Genomic DNA, 18,984 nt, shown 5'->3' with positions numbered 1-18,984 from the left:
GCCGACCTACTTCTTGTAGTCGCTGGCTTTCAGGGAAGACGTCACTGAATCAGAGTAGGAAACCACGCGGCCATCACTCCAGCGGACCCATCGGAAATCACTCGATCCCAAGGCTTCATGCTGCGATGCGGAGAAGGGAACTTTGTAGGTCTTGACGTAACCCTCCAGCGGTAGCTGGAGACTCTCCAGCGCCTCTTTGACCTTAACGCCATCAATCGATTTGGCTTGTCTGACGGCTGCGGCGAAGAGACTCACAGCGTCATACCCTTGAGCTGCGAACAAGTACAGGCTGGCGTTGGGAATCTTGTTGGCCAGACGCCTGTACAACTCTGAATTTTTGCCTGAATTCTCATCTGCAACGGTCGTCATGAAGAGCGGCTTGCTGACCAGATTTTTCCCGGCCACCTGAACAAACGCATCGTTGCCGGCCGCCCAGCTGGCGAGAACCAATGGAAAGTAGTTGAGCTTTTCCATACTGCGCAGCAGGTGGGCAATCGGTACGCTTTGCGCCCAGACCACCACCGTGTCCACACCCGCCGCCTTCGCCTTGTTCAGCTGCGAAGTCATGTCCGTATCACGTGCTTCGAATTTCTCGACGATGACAGGCTTGATTCCGTGCAACGCCGCAATTTCCTCCGAGTCTTTCAAGCCACCGAGCCCGTACCCACTGGTCTCGGCGAAGAATCCCACGCGCTTGGACCCTGGGTTTTTCTTCACGTACGCCATCAGCCCGGCAACTTGATCACGATCCACCATGGAGACGCGAAAAATGAAGTTGTTCGATCCTGGTGCCTTCGTTACAGCAGTTCCTGCTGCAATAGGAACGATCACTGGAGTTTTCTTTTCATTGGGAATATGACGCCATGCCAGCGCATTTCCAGAAAGTGTGGGGCCAAATACCGCAGCAACTTTTTCATTGTCGATCAGCTCATTCATGATCTGAAGCGATCGTGGGGGCTGAGCTTGGTCGTCCCGCACCAGAAGGGTAAGCTGGCGTCCAAGAAGACCGCCAGACTTGTTGATGTCTTCGATGGCTGCCTGTATTCCGAGAAGTGCCACCTGACCGGATTGGGCTGTTGGCGATGCTGATATGTCGCCGTTGAAACCCAGCTTGATTGCCTGAGCAGCCACCCCTAACGACGCGGTAGCCAACGCCGCCGCGAACAATCCCTTGATGGAAGAATGTAGTTTCATGTTTGTCTCCTAAATTGATTTTTCGTTCTTTGCACACGCCAACTTTTCCGCCCCACGTGTCCTAGACGATGGGATACGCCTTGACCGTGAACACTGCTAACTCTTCGGCGTAGGGTCCCATCGCCGGCCGCCCAAAGCGCTCTTTCGACAAGGCCTCTCCGCTCACTCCGTCTTTCATGACGGTTTCTTCAATTCCGTCAAAAGGAAATTCCTCGTAAGGGGTGTCACGCTTACGCCCAAATCCACGGTCGATCACCAGGTTTCGAATGCAGGCGTGAGCCCCTTCTGGCACTGAACCGGTCTTGCCCCCGTCATGCCACCAGCGTTGCTGAAACTCGCTGAGAGTGGTGCCAGGCGTTCGCTTGATAAGCGAGATGCGCCGCGCACTACCCTCCTCCTCTGGCAGCTTGCCCAGAAGGTGTGGAACGGTGGATACCAATTCCAACTTGCCGATGAAATGACCCTCATCAGCGACAAGCGCCTCCACGATTTCTGGCGTAAATGCGGCTTCGATATCCTGGATGGTGTCGAATGCGAGCAGCGCAATGCCATCAATGGCCACCTTGCTGCCCAACAGAAGGCCACGCAATGAATCGCCTACTTCGTCGTACTGCGTGTATTGACGCAGTCGAGGTAGTTGAGCAGCGATGGGAGCGTGGACCTGACGCCAGTGCTGACGGAAAGCATCCAGCGAGATATCGGTCTTCCGCTCAATGAAGACAAATCGGTTGATCACAGCTATCTCCTTATCCTGCGTAGTAGTGCATCCCACCATCGACCGGAATAAGGGCGCCGGTGATGTACCCGGCCAGCGGGGATGAAAGAAATGCAACCAGGTTTCCAATGTCTTCCGGTTCGCCCAAGTACCCAATGGGGATGTTGGCGTCGACAAACGACTGGCGGATCTGTTCATCCGGCAGGATGCGCCCAAGGATTTGCTCGCTTTTAATGAGGCCCGGTGCGATGCAGTTGATGGCCACCCCGTCCTTGGCGACCGCCACAGAAAGAGCTTTGGCCCAGACGTTCATGGCTGCCTTTGCCGAATACGCGGCGTTGAGATGCCGTGGTTCCATGTAGCCAGTCACGTTGACAATGCGTCCCCACTTCGCTGCACGCATGCCAGGAAGCAGCGCATCAGCCAGACGGCGCCCCGCGGTGAAATTCAAGGCATGCGCCTCTTCCCAGATGAGCTCAGTCGCGGGACCGCTCTCCAGTTCTATGGGCCTGGAAGCGCCAGCGTTGCTCACAAGGATGTCCACTCGGCCAAACTCGGCCAGCGCCTGTTTCGCTACTTTGGCCGGACCATCAGAGCTGGCGAGGTCTTCCGCAATGAGCAGAGGCCGTGCTCCCCCTTCGCCTTGGATTTCACTCGCCAATTCCTCAAGCAGTGCTTTCCTTCGCCCCACGACTGCCAGGCGAACACCTTCCTTAGCCAGCACCTTTGCGATGCCACGACCGATCCCCGCGCTAGCACCCGTCACCACGCAGGTACGCGATTGCAAATCCAAGTTCATTTAGGTTCCTCTGTTGATGTGTTTCGATCTACGAGATGGACTTTATTGGAGAATTTTTCTAAGATAAACAAGCCATTTATCTACACGTTGAATACTTTTTTTCTTCAATCAACATGAGTGAACTAGAGCGACTCAGTGGAATCAAGGCCTTTATTCAGTCCGTTGACAGCGGAAGCTTCACGGCAGCGGCTGACCACCTTGGTTTGACTAAATCTGCAGTGGGAAAGGCGGTCGCTCAGCTTGAGGAGCGCCTTGGCGTGCGTCTGCTGAATCGCACCACAAGAAGCCTGGGACTTACCGACCAAGGGCGCACCTACTACGAAGGGTGTTGCCGTGCCCTACGTGAGCTCAGTGATGCAGAGGACCGCCTGGCCCTTCACAGCGGGACGCCATCAGGAAGGATTCGCATTGATCTCCCCATCGTCTTCGGCAGGCATTCCGTAACCCCGGTTCTTCTGGAGATCGCCGGGCGCTATCCAAAATTGCGCCTGGACGTTTCCTTCACCAATAAACACACCGACCTGCTCGAAGAGGATATTGATCTGGTTGTCCGTATTGGGCATCTAGAAGACAGCTCTGAGCTGGTTGCCAGAAGGTTGGGCGTGCAGTCGATGGTGGTTTGCGCGTCACCAAAGTATCTGCGCGCGCGTGGCGAGCCCAAGAGCATTGAAGATCTAAGCCTCCACGATTGCATTACCTACAACCGGTCAACCCGGCCCAATCCTTGGATATTCAAGGACGCGACAGGAGGCACACGCTCGCATGCTGTCGACGGGCACTTTGCGTTTGCCAGCGGAGACGTCATTGCCGACGCAGCCATCGCAGGCTTTGGACTTGCGCAACTGCCCACATGGCTTGTGGCCGATGACCTGGCCTCGGGGAAACTGCAGCAGGTTCTAAGCGACCACGCATGTGATGGTTGGCCGATTCACGTTGTCTGGCCACGTAGCCGACAAGTCACCCCGAAAGTCCGGGCAGTGGTTGACGGGCTCATTGAACACTTCGTTCCCATTCCGCCCTGGGAAAGAAGGATTCACTCACAAAGCGACGGACTCACACGATCGTAGAAATACGCCCCAGGCGACAAGAGTCAGAAAACCTTGTACAGCAGGGCGAATTCATACATAACATGAGCTGTTTTCTTGATCTACGCATCTTGGTTCGCAAGCTAAAAACATAGCAAAGACTGCTTAAACAGCTTGTGAGCTGTAAATCGATTTAACAGCCTGAAAACGTTTTTTTTCCCTGACAACAGATCCCACAATAAGGCCTGAATTTCCAGCGCGCTTCTCGCTTTAATCAAAGCTAAGAGGCACTATCACGAATGATCCCAAGACCTCCATGCTAAAAATCCTGGGCAAACCCTCATCCATCAATGTGCGCAAGGTACTTTGGACTTGCGTGGAGCTTGATATCTCTCATGAGATTGAATACTGGGGCTCAGACCATCGCGACACCAAGGTACCGGAGTTCCTTGCTCTTAACCCCAACGCGATGGTTCCCGTTATCGTCGACGACGGGTTTGTTCTGTGGGAGTCCAACACGATCTGCCGGTACTTGGCGACAAGTCGCGGCGGTACTTCACTGCTGCCGGCCCATCCCCGTGAGCGCGCCTGTGTTGAGCAGTGGATGGACTGGCAAGTGGCCGAACTCAACCCTTCATGGCGGTATCCGTTCCTGTCTCTGGTGCGTGGGAGCGCCGAACACCAGGACCCGCACCTGCTGCAAGCAGGCATTGACGGATGGAACCGCCACATGCAAATTCTTGAAACACGTCTGCAGACGACAGGTGCCTTCGTCGCGAGCGAGCATTTCACGCTCGCCGACGTTGTGCTCGGGCTATCGACTCATCGATGGTTCATGACGCCGATGGAACGCCCTGAACTACCAGCGGTTGAGGCTTACTACGATCGCCTCAACGAAAGGAGAGGTTTCCAGCTGCATGGCCGCAATGGTATTGCGTGAGCCGTGCTCTGAAAATCTACAGAACAGGATTCGAAGAAGCGATGCTTAACTCCGGCGCCGGCCTTCCCGGGTCTTGGAAAAGACAGCCGAGTAGCTATGGTTGTTTAAACGTTCGCTCATTTCCGCTGCAATCTTCTGCACTTCCCTGACCAGCGCAATGGGCGGATCGGCCGGAATGTTAACGCTCGCACCCACGATTCCTATGGTTCCCGCGAGCGTGTTCTCATTCCTGAAGACAGGAGCAGCAATTGCACTGATGCCCGGGGTAATTTCCCCTTCTGCGACATCCCACATGCGTTCTTTAACGAGAGCGACCCTCTGACGCAGATTTGTGGATGTGCAGATGGTGGACGCATTAAACTTTCGCATCTCACTTGCAGCGACCTGGTTCAGAGCAGATTCCTCGGTAAAAGCAAGAACGATCCGCCCCTGCGCGGTGCAGTGCGCATGCACCCTGTTGCCCGGCTTGACCGAAATGCAAACATTATTGAGAGAGTCTGCGGTGGCAATCACCAGCGCGGTTCCATTGGTTGCAATAGACACCATGGCGGACTCCCCTGTGGCATCTCGCAGGCGTGTGAGATACGGGTCCGCTATGGCCCTCAAGTCAAACTGCTCACTGGCAGCCTGCCCGTAAACAACCAGTCGGGCGCCCAGGCGGTACTTTTCTGTCTGGGAATCTTGTTCGACGATACCCAGTTGTCTTAATGAGGCGAGATGACGGTACACGCGAGGCTTGGGTTCATTGAGCAACTCCGCCATCTCGGTGATTCCGATAGGGCCACGCGCAAACATCAATTTGTCGAGTAACTGAAACACCATTCCTACGGACTCGAGAATTCCGACGGGTACAGGAGCGGTTGACGGAAGCTTTTTCACGAAGGGCTTTCAATTGGCTGCGAACAGACGCACAAATTCCAATCCTAAACCACCTCCCCAAGCCATCAGTTGCCTCATCCCATTCAAGTCGACGTTCATCAGATGCAGCCGCGCTTGAGGCGCACGATCAACGTCGGGAAATCGTTTTGGCGAGCTACGGGCTGAAAACCTGTCAACAGGTTTAACCCGAAATCAATTTGCATTGTGTTTCTTTGAGAAGAATGATATTCTTTTGAAAGAAACAAATGAAAGACACGCCATGGAGAAACTGAAGTCAATTTTTGTCAACAACGAGTGGACAGCGGGGCGCCATAGGCTGGCGGGCGATGTGATTGACCCGGCGACAGGCAAGAAACTGTATGAGGTGGGCTTCGCAGGCCCTGAGGATTTGGCGGCAGCCCTCGAATCAGCTTCACGGGGATTTGAGATCTGGCGAAAAACGTCCGCCTATGAGCGATCCAGGATCTTGCGAAAGGCCGCCGATTTGACTCGGGCCAGGGCGGAAGAAATCGCTCAGATGATTACCCGTGAACAGGGTAAGCCGATTGCAGAAGCCAGGATGGAAGCTGGTGGTGCGGGCGACCACATCGACTGGTATGCCGAGGAAGGTCGTCGTGCCTACGGCCGAGTGATACCGTCCCGCGCGATCGGTGTCCGGCAAACGGTTCTGCAGGAGCCGATAGGTCCGGTGGCCGCTTTCAGTCCGTGGAACTTCCCTGTTTCACAGTTGGTCCGCAAGATAGCCGGGGCACTCGCCGCGGGTTGCTCAATCATTGCGAAGGGGCCCGAAGAGACACCATCCTCGTGCATGGAATTGGTGCGCTGCTTTCAGGATGCGGGCGTTCCAGCCGGGGTGGTCAATCTTGTATTTGGCGTGCCGCATGAAATTTCGGAGTACCTCATCCGTTCCGATGTGATTAGAAAGGTCTCGTTTACTGGTTCAGTTCCGGTTGGCAGACACCTGGGAGCGCTGGCAAGCCAACATCTGAAACGGTGCACGCTTGAGCTGGGTGGGCACGCACCATTTATTGTTTGCGATGACGCCGATGTTGGCGCTGCCGCGCAGATAGCCAGCACGCTCAAATTTCGCAATGCCGGCCAAGTCTGCGCTGCACCGACACGCTATCTGGTGCAGTCGGCGGTATATGACAAGTTTCTGGATTCGTTTTCAGCAGCAGCGGGGAAAGTCGTGGTCGGCTCCGGGCTGGACTCAGCCACTCAAATGGGGCCACTTGCGAATGCTCGCCGCGTGTCGGCCATGCAGGACTTCGTAGCAGATGCATTAAGAAGCGGGGCCACGCTAGCCACCAAAAACACCCCAGTCTCTGAGCACGGTTTTTTTCACGCGCCGACCATTCTGGCTGACGTACCCGCGTCGGCCAAGCTGATGAGGGATGAACCCTTTGGCCCCGTGGCCGCTGTTGTCAGGTTTGAAGAGATCGAAGACGCTCTTGCAATTGCGAACAGCCTACCGTTTGGCTTAGCCGCATTTGCGTTCACAGGTTCCATCAAACGTGCAACGCTCTTGTCTGACGAGCTGGCCGCAGGCATGGTGTCTATCAATCATTTTGGGCTTGCCGCACCGGAGACCCCTTTTGGCGGCATCAAAGATAGCGGCTACGGAAGCGAGGGGGGTTCTGAAGGTCTGAGCGCCTACCTGTCGCCAAAATTTATCAGCCAAGTTGGCATTTAACCCAATTTTCGTTTCTCTCAAAAGAATGATGTTCTTCATGGCACGCATGTTGCATACCAATCCAGGGCAGGCAAATTCCCTGGATAAGGGTTGGCGGTTGCATGTGCTTCGCGTTGCGGTCGCTTAGGTAGCAAGCAGCGAGGTTGAAAGGGTGTCCAGGCAGGCCGTTGCAGGGACCGATTGAACTAACTCAGAGGTAACTATGAAAAAACGTGATTTCATCAAACTCGCTGGATCGTTGAGCGCGGCAATGCTTGCTGGCAATCTTGCATGGGCTCAGACTGGCAAAGCATGGCCAGCGAGCCCTGTGAAGATTGTCGTTCCCTTCCCTGCAGGTGGAACGACCGATGTGCTGGGCAGGATCCTTGCAGAAGGGCTTGGGAGGCATTTTGGCCAGCCGTTTATTGTTGACAACAAGCCCGGCGCTGCAACGATTCTTGGTGCAGAAGCGGTTGCGCGCGCACCAGGAGATGGCTACAGCCTCTTGTTGGCGACTCCAGCCACGCTGGTGACCAATCGATTCACGTTCAAGAAACTGCTCTACAACCCTGACGCGTACGAAAAGATTGCCCTGGTAGCTGTGACGCCAAACTTGTTGGTGACCAGCAGTTCATCTCCCTTCAAGACATTGCCTGAGCTGGTGGCTTACGCGCGGGCCAATCCTGGCAAGCTTACGTATGCATCGCAAGGCGCCGGCACACTGTCGCATCTGGCTGGTGAGATGCTGAAGTCCATAGCGCGCATAGACATCTTGCACATTCCATACAAGGGCGCCGCAACGGGACTGCCTGCCGTGATGTCTGGCGAGGTGTCCATGTATTTCGACACCATCACGACCAGCCTGCCCTTGATCGCAGACGGCAAGCTAAGAGCGCTCGGGGTGACCAGCGCGCAGCGCAGCAAGATCGCGCCACAGGTTCCAACGATCGCAGAGCAGGGCTATGCCGGTTATGACCTGGCACCTTGGTACGCCTTGTTATCTTCGCCAGGCACACCTGCCCCCGTGGTGAAGTTGCTTAGCGACGCAATGGACAAGCTGATGAAGGACGAGGCCTTCCAAAACAAGCTGGCCCAACTTGGTGCAGAACCTGGGCAAGCCGGTGCCAAAGCGGTTGAGACAATGGTGCGCACCGAGCTTCCGAAGACAGAAAAGCTGGTCAAGCAAGCCGGGCTGACGATGCAATGACGCAAGCCATGGAGATGCTCCCGCGCAAGCTTGAGATTGCTGACATGTCAGCCACCGGGCTCAGTAGCGCGATCAAGTCACAGGAGGTGTCCTGCAGGGAAGTCATGCAGGCCTTTCTTGACCGGATCGACCGGTTCAATCCCACGGTGAATGCGATTGTCGCCCTGGGAGACAGCGCCAGCTTGCTGTCTGAGGCTGACGCCATGGATGCGCGCCTATCCAGAGGCGAGTGGCTCGGGCCATTGCATGGCATGCCTCAGGCGCCGAAGGACATCTTGCCTGCAGCAGGAATGGTGACCACACGGGGCTCCCCACTGTTCAGGGATGCCGTCTCGCCTTCGGATGCCATCGTCTTCGAGCGCATGCGCAAAAGCGGATCTATATTTATTGGTAGAACCAACACGCCTGAGTTCGGTCTTGGGGGCCACACGTATAACGCCGTCTACGGTGTTACAGGGAATTCCCTGGATCCTCGGCTATCCGCCGGCGGCAGCAGTGGCGGCACTGCGGCCGCCGTGGCACTAGGTATGCTGCCGATAGCGGACGGGTCGGACATGATGGGTTCGCTCCGCACGCCAGCGGCCTTCAACAATGTGTGGGGTCTGCGCACAACCCCAGGCTGCGTTCCTTACGGACCGGGCGACGAGGTCTTCCTTCAGCAATTCACTGTTGCAGGGCCTATGGCCCGGAATCCGCAGGACTTGGCACTACTCCTAAGCGTGCAAGCAGGTTATGACGCTCGGGTTCCAACCAGCTACAAACAGCCCGCCTTTGATCATGTGAGCGGACTTGAGCGAAGCTTCAAGCGCTGTCGTGTGGGATGGCTCGGCGACATGCAGGGGTTTCTTCCGATGGAGCCCGGCGTGATGGCCATTGCGGAAAGCGCATTGCGCAGCCTTGAGGCCATCGGTTGCCTTGTGGAGGAGGCCGCGGTGGACTTCGACTTGCAAAGCCTGTGGAGGGCCTGGCTGGATCTCCGTAGTTTTTCCGTATCTGGCTTTGGCGGTGCGCTGTACTCAGATTCGCGAAAGAAGCCGTTGCTCAAACCCGAAGCTGTATGGGAAATCGAACGCGGGCTTGCTCTTAAAAGCAGTGAATTTTTTCAAGCCAGTTGCGTCCGTACGGCTTGGTACCAAGCCATCAACCGGCTGCTCAAGCAGTATGAATTCCTCGTGTTGCCCAGCGCGCAGGTCTTTCCATTTGATGCAGACATCCATTGGCCTCAGAGCATCAATGGCCACCAGATGACGACTTATCACGAATGGCTGAAGGTGGCCATCCCCGCAACCATGGCCGGATTGCCTGCGCTTGCGGCACCAGCTGGTTTCAACGAAGCAGGTTTGCCTGCGGGCATTCAGATTATTGGTCGCCAGCAGGCGGATTGGTCCTTGCTGCAACTTGGATGCGCTTATGAGCAAGCCTCAGGTCAGAGTTTGAGGCGCAGCCCTCTGCTCGATTGCTAGCTCAAGTCTCCCGTTCAAAAACATTCAACTATTCAAAGTACAACATGTTTACCGATATCCAGAAGAAAGACATTGCCCACCACATTCATGCGCAGACCAATCTGGCCCTGCATGAAAAGCTCGGGCCCACCGTCATGGTCCGCGGCGAAGGTTGCTATACCTTTGACGATAAAGGTCGGCAATTTTTGGATGCGATGTCTGGTATGTGGAGCGCAACGCTGGGCTACAGCGAAACGAGGCTGATTGAAGCGGCAGAACGTCAACTAAGAAAGCTGCCTTATCAGCAGAACTTTGCTCACCGCACTTCTGAGCCCGCCACCGAACTGGCCGCACGGCTGGTTCAGATGGCGCCAGTACCCATGAGCAAGGTGGTGTTCTCGTGTTCGGGTTCCGAAGCTGTTGATACAGCGATGAAGCTTGCGTGGTATTACTGGGCCGGGATTGGCCAGCCCCAGCGGCGCAAGATGCTCACGCGAAAACGCTCCTACCATGGCACGACTATCGGAGCTGCCAGCCTGACAGGCTTGCCGCACATGCACAAGGACTTTGCCTTGCCCATTCCAGGCATGGTGCAACTGACGTGCCCGCATTTCTACAGGGAAGGCTTGCCTGGCGAAACTGAAGCTGACTTTGTGAAGAGATTGGCTGCAGAACTAGAAACGACCATTGTCCAGGAAGGCCCGGAAACCATTGCGGCCTTCTTCGCGGAGCCCGTCATGGGTACCGGTGGCGTGGTGGTGGCCCCCGATGGCTATTTTTCTGCCATACAGAAGATCCTCAAGAAATACGACATCCTGCTCGTCGCTGACGAAGTCATCTGCGGATTTGGCCGAACCGGAAACATGTGGGGCTCGCAAACCATGGGTATGCAACCCGACATGATCACTTGCGCCAAGGGTCTTTCAGCGTCTTATCTGCCCATCTCCGCGCTGCTAATTAACGAGCGCGTATATGACGCCATGCGGAGCCAGAGCGAAAAGATCGGCATTTTTGGCCATGGTTACACCTACGGTGGTCACCCCGTGCCGGCGGCCGTTGCCCTGGAAGCATTGGATATCTACGAAGAGCGCCAATTACCCGCGAATGCCAAACGCATGGGTGATCGCTTAATGCTCGGCCTGCAATCCATGTCTGGACATCCTCTGGTCGGAGAAGTGCGCGGCAAGGGGTTGATGGCGGCAATCGAGTTGGTACAGAACAAAACCACCAAGGCGCCGTTCGATCCTAGCGTGAAGGCCGGCATGCTTGTAGGCAAAGCTGCAGAAGCCCAAGGTGTGGTGGTTCGGCCCCTTGGTGACACCATTTGCATTGCCCCACCGCTGATCGTGAGTGAGGAGGAAATTGACAGAATCGTGGAAACCCTCAGGCACGGCTTAAACGAAGCCGAACGGGCGTTGGCAGCGTAAAGATGAGCAACCCTACCCAGAGCCTCCCTGCGTTCAATTGGGATCTTCCATATCGATCGCAAAAACTCCCTGTGTTGGCCGACAACGTCGTCTCTACATCTCAGCCACTGGCATCACAAGCAGGTCTGCTGATGATGTCGCAGGGGGGAAATGCAGTTGATGCAGCCTTGGCTGCCGCTATTGCTTTGACAGTAGTCGAACCAGTGATGAATGGCATTGGAGGTGACCTGTATGCCATGGTCTGGCACAAAGGAAAGTTGCATAGTCTGAATGCGACCGGTCGCTCCCCAGCCGCCTGGACGCCGGAGCGATTTAGCGGCTTGGAGGCCATGCCTAAATTCGGCTGGCAGTCCGTGACAGTACCAGGCCAGGTGGAGGGCTGGAAAGTACTCTCCGATCGCTTTGGAAAACTGCCATTTCAGAAGCTTTTTGAGCCAGCAATCCGATATGCCACGGGAGGTTTTCCGGTCTCGCCTTTGGTTGCCGCACATTGGCCATTTGTGGCGGGCTGGGTGAAAGATCAGCCAGGATTCGGAGATGCATTCTTGCGCCAGGGGCGCGCTCCTGCTCCGGGGGAACGCTGGTCATTTCCTGACCAGGCTCGCACCTTGCAGCTCATAGCAGAGACAAAAGGAGAAGCTTTCTACACGGGGGCAATCGCCGAAGCCATTGTGGCGTGGTCAAACAAAACTGGAGGAGATCTTTGCATGGAAGATCTGGCCAGCAATACCGCTGACTGGGTTGAGCCTATCTCCCGCAACTATCGCGGGGTGGATGTTCACGAGATTCCTCCTAATGGTCAGGGTATTGCGGCCTTGATGGCATTGGGAATTGCTGAGCAGTTTGACCTGGCTGCACTGGGAGTTGATAGCCCGCTTTACTACCATGTCCTTATTGAATCGATGAAAGCGGCCTTCGCTGACTTGCACGCCTTCGTGGGTGATTCGAGTGCTATGACGGTTTCCGTGAGCGATCTCTTAAGCAACAGCTACTTAAGCGAACGTTCGCGCTTGATCGACATGAAGCGGGCAAGCGACATGCACCCAGGCCGGCCAGGAATGGGAGGAACTGTCTATCTGGCCACGGGGGACCAAGAGGGAACCATGGTCTCCTTTATCCAGTCGAATTACTTGGGCTTCGGCTCAGGAATCGTGGTTCCAGGAACCGGCATTGCACTTCACAACCGAGGCTCAAGCTTCTCTCTTCGTTCTGGTCATCCCAATCAGGTTGGACCTCGAAAGCGGCCGCTTCACTCCATCATTCCGGCCTTCATGACCAAAGACGATAAGCCGTTAATGGCGTTCGGAGTCATGGGGGGCAACATGCAGGCACAAGGTCATCTTCAGATTGTGTCGAGAATGATTGATCATCAGCAGAATCCTCAAGCGGCAAGCGATGCTCCCCGTTTCCTTGTCAACCATGATGACAATACGCTGATGCTCGAAGCGCATGCTGGTGAGGAAGTCTCAAAGGAACTCCTGAATATGGGGCATGCCGTCGACGTCAAACCGACGGGCTTTATCCGCTTTGGCTCCGGTCAATTTGTTTACAAACTGGAATCGGGCTATTTGGGGGCTTCAGATTCGCGTCGGGATGGGCAAGCTGTGGGGTTTTAGAGTGGGAAATTTCTAGCGCCTCTCCTAAGGACCAGGGGCCGTGAACGCGTTCCCAAGCATCACGTTTTCGAAGCCCCAGACTGCAGGACTCCTGTTCATTCCCATTTTCTGATTCAGAGGGCTGACCGCATCTTGCCAGCCCATCCAGAAACTGAATAAGCGATCGCGATCGCCGTATGCAATTCGCTCATCTTCAGCTTGAGCGAACTCCCCTCAGTGTGACTGTGAGTTGCGACTTCTTTCCAGTTGGAACGCGCAAAACGTGACAATGGGTGCACGCCCATCCACCCTGTATGGGCAGCAACATTACTATTTATGCTGACGTTCAAACAGCTTGAAGCCATCTACTGGGTGGTGGAACTTGGCGGCTTCGCGCAGGCAGCCGCCCGGCTCAATACCACGCAGTCCGCGGTCTCCAAACGTGTGCAGGAGCTCGAGTCGCTTTTTGACACGCTACTGTTTGACCGCACCTTGCGCACCGCGCAGTTGAGCCCAAAAGGCCAGGAGATGTATCACATCGCCAAAGGCCTTCTTGATCAGCGCAACGCCGCTGTCGAGGCGTTTTCGCGCTCGGACGTCATCGAGCGGCGGCTACGCATCGGGGTGACCGAGGTGGCTGCCATGACCTGGATGCCAGCACTTATGGCGCGCATACGCCTGACCTGGCCACGCGTGATCATTGAATTGGATGCGGACGCCATGGTGCCTCTGCGCGACAAGCTGCTGGCTGGCGAGCTCGATCTCATCGTTGTCCCCTCAGAGCTGGAAGACAACCGATTGGTCAAGGAAGTTGTGGGCGAGGTTGAAATGGGCTGGATGTGCAAACCCGGATTGATTCGCCGCAAGACCATTGCACTTCAGGAACTTACCGAGCAGACGTTCCTGGTAGAAGGCACGCGTTCGGGAACGGGCCGCATCTTCAACCGCTGGCTAAAAAGCCTGGGCGTTGTGCCCGACAACACCATCGTCAGCAGCAACCTTGTCTCAATTGTTGCCATGACGGTATCTGGTCTGGGTGTCAGCCGGCTGCCGCACATGTGCCTGTCGCCCCTGATCAACGCAGGTCTTCTACAGGTCTTCAAGGTGACGCCTCAGGCCCCGGACATTCCCTACGTGGCCGCCTACAAGAAAGAGCAGCGCAGCACGTTCCTGGATGCCGTCGTGGAGCTGGTTAAGGAGTGCTGTGATTTCAGCCAGCCGTTCCAAATCGACACCTCGGCAGCACGGCGATAGTCGTTGGTGGCACTGCGGCGAGAAAAACATCACTTTTAGGAATGAATTTAATCTAAAAATATCGCTTTTCACGAACAGTTAAATCGGAAGAATCCAGGGTGTTCGCAGTTCAATAATCGCTCGCGTCAACCCAGGAGCCTTCCATGCACCACCTACGCCACCTCGTTCTGGGCGCTTGCACCGCCTCAATCGCATTGCTCGCCACTGGTGCGGCCTACGCCCAGGCGCTCAACGGCACCATGCAGCGCATCAAGGAAACCGGCGAGATCCGCATTGGTCACCGCGATGTGTCTGTGCCGTTCTCCTACCTTACCGACGATGGAAAGCCTATCGGCTTCTTCATGGACATCTGCGCCCGCGTGGTCGACACGATCAAAGCCGATCTCAAGCAGGAAGTGAAGGTCGCGCTTCGCCCCGTGACCCTCAGCACGCAGATCCCCCTTTTACAGAACCAGGGCGTGGACATCGTCTGCGGCCCGGCAACCAACACTGTGGAGCGGCAAAAGCAGGTGGCGTTCAGCAATACGCTTTATGTTTCCAGCATCCGCGCCGTGGTGCGCCGTGATAGCGGCATCAACAAGTTTGCCGACCTCAACGACAAGACTGTGGCACTCACGGCCGCTTCCACCTCTATTAACCTGCTGACAAAGTTCGAGCAGGAGAAAAAATTTGAGACCAAGAAGCTCACCAACCCTGACCATGCTCAATCGTTCCTGATGTTCAGCACCGGCCGCGCACAGGCTTTCGTGATGGACGACATCCTGCTGGCATCCTTGGTGGCCAACAGTGCCAAACCCGGTGACTTCAAGCTGATTGACGAGGCGCTGCGCGTGGAACCCTATGGATTGGTAATGCGCAAGGACGATCCGCAGTTCAAGGCTGCGGTGGACAAGACCCTGGCCGCTTTGGTGCGCTCCGGCGACTACCAGAAGCTCTATGCCAAGTGGTTCGAGTCGGCCATCCCGCCCAAAAATGTGAACCTCAATTTCCCGATGACCGCGGCGCTTAAAAACGTCCTGGCCAATCCCAACGACAAAGGTATCGAGTAAATCACGACGGCGTCTGACATACCGCCATGTATCAGTGGAACTGGCCCATTCTCTGGGCCACCTCGTCGGATGGGGTCTCAAGCTACCTTGGCACGCTTCTACTGGGCTTGAAGTGGACGCTGGTGGTTGGCTTGAGCGCCTGGGCTGCGGCGCTGTTGACTGGCGCCATCGTCGGCATCGCACGCACCTTCACCGGCGGCGTCTTCGCGCGCTTGGCCGAAGCGTATGTGGAATTTTTTCGCAGCATTCCGCTGATCGTGCAGATGTTCCTGTGGTTCTATGTGGCACCCGATCTGCTGCCGGAAAGTGCCGCATCCGCCATCAAGGCCTGGGACAAGTACAACGTGGTCGCAGCCATCCTGTGCCTGTCTTTTTACACCTCCGCCCGCGTGGCGGAGCAAGTGCGCGCCGGTATTCAGGCCATCCCCACGGGACAGAGCTATGCAGCGCGCGCCTTGGGGCTTCGAACCTTCGAAGTCTATAGGTATGTGTTGCTGCCGGTGGGCTTGCGCAAGATATTGCCAGCACTGACCAATGAGTTCCTGAACGTCATCAAGAACACTTCGGTGGCATTCACCATCGCCGTGGTGGAGCTGATGGCCGCCACGCGGTCGATGCAGGAAACCACCTTCCAGATCTTCGAGGCGTTCACGGCAGCAACGTTGATCTACCTGGCAGTGAATCTGCTGGTCGTCAGGCTCATGGCATTCATCGAGCGCAAGCTCGACGTGCCAGGCTTGGGCATCCGGCAGCCGAGGTGAAGGGCCATGGACTTCGACACCGACCTCATCATCCGTGTTTGGCCGCAGCTCGCGAAGGGTTTTTGGTTCACGCTGCAACTGACCGCCATCTCCGCCCTCGGCGGTGTGGTGCTGGGCACGCTGCTGGCGCTGGGGCGGATGTCAGGCAACGCGGTGCTGTCCCGGGCGATCGGCACCTACGTCAACACGCTGCGCTCCATTCCGCTGCTTTTGGTGATCTTCTGGTTCTTCTTTCTGGTGCCCTACATCGCGGCGTGGGTGACAGGCAGCCAGCGGCCAGTGGAAATCAACGCGCTCACCTCGTGCGTGATCACCTTCATCCTGTTCGAGGCATGCTATTTCTGCGAGATCATGCGCGCCGGCATGCAATCCATTCCCCCCGGTCAGCTTTACGCCGGCAAGGCGCTGGGCATGGGTTACTGGTCGGTGATGGCCTACATCATCGTGCCGCAGGCCTTTCGCAACATGCTGCCAGTGTTGCTGAGCCAGACCATTGTGCTGTTCCAAGACGTCTCTCTGGTGTCGGTTCTGTCTATCAAGGACTTCTTCGGTAGCGCTGACTTCGTTGCCAAGCGCGACGGCCGTCCGCACGAGATGTACCTCACCGTCGCGCTCGTGTACCTCGTGGTCTGCATCACCCTTTCACGCGTCGCCAAATCCCTGCAGCGGCGCGTCACCATCGTTCGCTAGAAAATCCCCAAGGAATCAATGTCTATGGAAGAAGTTGACGTCGCCGTCATCGGCGCAGGCAATGCCGGCATCGCCGTGGCCTACTACCTGGTCAAAGAGCAGGGCATCAAAAGTGTGGCGCTCATTGATGCGCGCGACCCTATGAGTCTGACCTCGGCGCAGTCCGGAGAAAACTACCGCAACTGGTGGCCGCATCCCACCATGACCGCGTTCACTGACCACAGTACCCGTTTGATGGAAGAGCTGGATGCCGCCAGCGGTGGCCGTCTGAATATGACGCGTGGTGGTTACGCCCTGGTCACCCGGCGCGAGCGGCCGCAGGATCTCATCGACGATCTGTACCGAGGCTATGCGGAATCGAGCCAGCAGATCCGCCTTCGCGAATCACCCTCAGCCAGCTACCAGCCGCCGGTACGCTCGCCCTGGCAAGCGGCGCCAGATGGTGTCGATGTCCTCCTCAACACCGCGCTGATCAGGGAGCACTTCCCGCACCTGGCGGCTGACGTGCGGAGCATCATCCACATCCGCAGCGCCGGCTCGATCAGCGGCCAGCAAATGGGCCAGTACATGCTGGAGCAATTCCGCGCTGCAGGTGGAAAACTGGTGCGCACGCAGCTCAGGGGTATCTCGGGCGCCAAGCCGTTCACGCTGGAGCTGGAGGCGGAAGGCGGCGGCACCACCACCCTACGCGCAGGCCGTCTGGTGAATGCCGCTGGCCCCTTCTTGCGCGACATCGCGAATATGCTGGGTGAAGATCTCCCCGTCAAATGTCTCTACCAGCAGAAGATCGCGTTCCAGGACCGCGAGGGCGCCATCCCGCGCCAGATGCCTTTCACCATAGACCTGGACGGCCAGACGCTCGCCTGGTCGGACGAAGACCGTGAGTTGCTGGCCTCAGATCCTGCCAGCCGCAAGCTGGTGGAACCCATGCCCGGCGGCATACACTGCCGGCCGGACGGTGCAGTGGACGGCAACTGGATCAAGATGGGTTGGGCGTACAACACTACAGCGACTAACCCGCACGATGATGAGCCCGCAGACCCACAGTTTCCCGATTTGGTGCTGCGCGCTGGAAGTCGGCTGCACCCAGGCCTAGCAGCCTACATTGGTCGTTTGCCGCGCGGCGCACATCACTATGGTGGCTACTACACGATGAACGACGAAAACTGGCCCCTGATCGGACCGATGCGCTCCGAAGGCGCCTTTGTGGCGGGTGCATTGTCGGGATTCGGCACGATGGCCGCGTGTGCGACGGGCTCGCTTTGCGCGGCCTGGGTGGCGGGTAGCGCGTTGCCTGCATACGCCAAGACGCTGGGGTTGGCTCGCTATGAGGACAAGGCGCTGATGCTTCAATTGAACACCATGGCTACGGGCGTTCTTTAGAAAACTGCAGAAGGCAGGCACCTAAGTGGCGTGGACAAAGTCGAGACACCAGGAGGGCGTTCGTGAATTTTTCCGGCCACCACCGACATGTGGAAACAATCCGGCAGCTTAGGTCATTCCCCTAGCCCTGCACGCCAGTGCTTTTGAGCGCGCACTCGATCTTTTTGAGTGAAAATGCTCAGATGCCTAGATCAGAGCGCCGTCACCATCAAGCCCGCATCAAAGCGAAGCGGCTTTTTTTCTATGGTCGAGACTTGCGTAAGGACCCCCGTGCCTTGGGCAGGGCCGTGGCCACTGCAACACCGTGCAGTTGTTGGCTGTGCGACTCACAGCCTCATCCCTGGATCAAAGATCGCAGCGCTGATGAGGTTTGGCGGAAAATTGAACAGGCTTAGTAAATCAACGGGGTAGTGGCTGCTGCTAGATGGCATGCGTTAAACCATGACAAATAGACACTTCACGTTAACTGCCGCGCACCCCGCGGATGTCATGACCCTGAAACTCACCTACGCTGATGGCGGAGTGTTCGATGTCGATGTTGCGCAGATCATCAGGGGACATTCAAGACTCCAACGCATTCACAACGTGTTCTCCAAAGTTAAGCTTGGCTATCACGGCTTGAGCGTCATCTGGGATGATGACGACGACTTAGAGCTTGCCGCCGATAACCTGCGCGCCCGAGCTATTGAGCAAGTCGGGGAGTTTTCGCACGAATCCGTCCTCAACTGGATGGCGAGACACCGCCTCACACTTGAGCAAGCTGCTGATGAACTCGGGCTATCTCGCCGCATACTGGCGTACTACCGAAGCGGAACCAGGCCTGTCCCGAAAACCGTTGGCCTAGCCTGTATCGGCTGGGAGCAACTGCCACGTTAGGTCGCCTGACGCCCAGTGCTCGTGACATGTTCATTGAGTCTCGGGAATCATTAGCTTGTGGTTTTCAACAAAAGGT

General features: G+C 56.6%; 17 protein-coding genes. 13 read left to right on the top strand and 4 right to left on the bottom strand.

Going from position 1 to position 18,984, the window contains the following annotated elements; genetic code table 11:
* Positions 1–6: 6 nt before the first annotated feature.
* The 3 genes from G518_RS0106325 to G518_RS0106315 all read right to left on the bottom strand — a co-directional run bounded on the left by G518_RS0106325 (position 7) and on the right by G518_RS0106315 (position 2,708).
* The gene (locus tag G518_RS0106325) at positions 7–1,194 is read right to left on the bottom strand and encodes an ABC transporter substrate-binding protein (protein ID WP_028601803.1); all 1,188 of its coding nucleotides are present in this window, start codon (positions 1,192–1,194) and stop codon (positions 7–9) included.
* 61 nt (positions 1,195–1,255) lie between these two features.
* Positions 1,256–1,930, bottom strand: a complete 675-nt coding sequence (locus tag G518_RS0106320) for an EthD family reductase (RefSeq protein WP_028601802.1) — start codon at positions 1,928–1,930, stop codon at positions 1,256–1,258.
* 10 nt (positions 1,931–1,940) lie between these two features.
* Positions 1,941–2,708, bottom strand: coding sequence for an SDR family NAD(P)-dependent oxidoreductase (locus G518_RS0106315; RefSeq protein ID WP_028601801.1), 768 nt, complete (start codon positions 2,706–2,708; stop codon positions 1,941–1,943).
* Positions 2,709–2,821: 113 nt separating this feature from the next.
* On the opposite strand from G518_RS0106315, the gene G518_RS0106310 reads away from it, so the two are divergent.
* On the top strand, positions 2,822–3,775 hold the full coding sequence (locus G518_RS0106310; RefSeq protein ID WP_028601800.1) for a LysR family transcriptional regulator: 954 nt from the start codon (positions 2,822–2,824) through the stop codon (positions 3,773–3,775).
* A 274-nt stretch (positions 3,776–4,049) separates the two neighbouring features.
* Positions 4,050–4,673, top strand: a complete 624-nt coding sequence (locus G518_RS0106305) for a glutathione S-transferase family protein (RefSeq protein WP_028601799.1) — start codon at positions 4,050–4,052, stop codon at positions 4,671–4,673.
* A gap of 45 nt (positions 4,674–4,718) precedes the next feature.
* Here the strand turns inward: G518_RS0106305 and G518_RS34120 are convergent, their stop codons facing one another.
* Positions 4,719–5,495, bottom strand: a complete 777-nt coding sequence (locus G518_RS34120) for an IclR family transcriptional regulator (protein ID WP_084651567.1) — start codon at positions 5,493–5,495, stop codon at positions 4,719–4,721.
* A 316-nt stretch (positions 5,496–5,811) separates the two neighbouring features.
* On the opposite strand from G518_RS34120, the gene G518_RS0106290 reads away from it, so the two are divergent.
* The 11 genes from G518_RS0106290 to G518_RS0106230 all read left to right on the top strand — a co-directional run bounded on the left by G518_RS0106290 (position 5,812) and on the right by G518_RS0106230 (position 18,908).
* Positions 5,812–7,245 carry an NAD-dependent succinate-semialdehyde dehydrogenase gene (locus tag G518_RS0106290; protein WP_028601798.1) on the top strand — a complete coding sequence of 478 codons (1,434 nt, stop codon included), beginning with the start codon at positions 5,812–5,814 and terminating at the stop codon, positions 7,243–7,245.
* A 202-nt stretch (positions 7,246–7,447) separates the two neighbouring features.
* Entirely contained in the window at positions 7,448–8,431 is a 984-nt protein-coding gene (locus G518_RS0106280; protein ID WP_036593779.1) for a Bug family tripartite tricarboxylate transporter substrate binding protein, read from the top strand.
* The gene (locus G518_RS0106275; protein ID WP_156909300.1) at positions 8,428–9,894 is read left to right on the top strand and encodes an amidase; all 1,467 of its coding nucleotides are present in this window, start codon (positions 8,428–8,430) and stop codon (positions 9,892–9,894) included. Before G518_RS0106280 ends, G518_RS0106275 begins: the two co-directional genes overlap by 4 nt.
* Positions 9,895–9,938: 44 nt before the next feature.
* Positions 9,939–11,300, top strand: a complete 1,362-nt coding sequence (locus tag G518_RS0106270) for an aminotransferase (RefSeq protein ID WP_028601795.1) — start codon at positions 9,939–9,941, stop codon at positions 11,298–11,300.
* A 2-nt stretch (positions 11,301–11,302) separates the two neighbouring features.
* On the top strand, positions 11,303–12,916 hold the full coding sequence (locus G518_RS0106265; RefSeq protein WP_028601794.1) for a gamma-glutamyltransferase family protein: 1,614 nt from the start codon (positions 11,303–11,305) through the stop codon (positions 12,914–12,916).
* A gap of 315 nt (positions 12,917–13,231) precedes the next feature.
* Positions 13,232–14,149, top strand: coding sequence for a LysR family transcriptional regulator (locus tag G518_RS0106255; protein WP_211231679.1), 918 nt, complete (start codon positions 13,232–13,234; stop codon positions 14,147–14,149).
* A 143-nt stretch (positions 14,150–14,292) separates the two neighbouring features.
* Entirely contained in the window at positions 14,293–15,198 is a 906-nt protein-coding gene (locus G518_RS0106250; RefSeq protein ID WP_084651528.1) for an amino acid ABC transporter substrate-binding protein, read from the top strand.
* A 26-nt stretch (positions 15,199–15,224) separates the two neighbouring features.
* Complete coding sequence (locus G518_RS0106245; protein ID WP_028601791.1) at positions 15,225–15,959, top strand: amino acid ABC transporter permease; 735 nt, start codon at positions 15,225–15,227, stop codon at positions 15,957–15,959.
* A gap of 6 nt (positions 15,960–15,965) precedes the next feature.
* Positions 15,966–16,649, top strand: coding sequence for an amino acid ABC transporter permease (locus tag G518_RS0106240; protein ID WP_028601790.1), 684 nt, complete (start codon positions 15,966–15,968; stop codon positions 16,647–16,649).
* Positions 16,650–16,673: 24 nt separating this feature from the next.
* Positions 16,674–18,032, top strand: a complete 1,359-nt coding sequence (locus G518_RS0106235) for an NAD(P)/FAD-dependent oxidoreductase (protein ID WP_211231678.1) — start codon at positions 16,674–16,676, stop codon at positions 18,030–18,032.
* 441 nt (positions 18,033–18,473) lie between these two features.
* The gene (locus G518_RS0106230) at positions 18,474–18,908 is read left to right on the top strand and encodes a DUF2442 domain-containing protein (protein ID WP_028601788.1); all 435 of its coding nucleotides are present in this window, start codon (positions 18,474–18,476) and stop codon (positions 18,906–18,908) included.
* Positions 18,909–18,984: the final 76 nt, after the last annotated feature.

Source organism: Ottowia thiooxydans DSM 14619, assembly GCF_000422885.1.
Taxonomy (GTDB): domain Bacteria; phylum Pseudomonadota; class Gammaproteobacteria; order Burkholderiales; family Burkholderiaceae_C; genus Ottowia; species Ottowia thiooxydans.
This window is presented reverse-complemented; position numbering and strand designations above follow the sequence as displayed.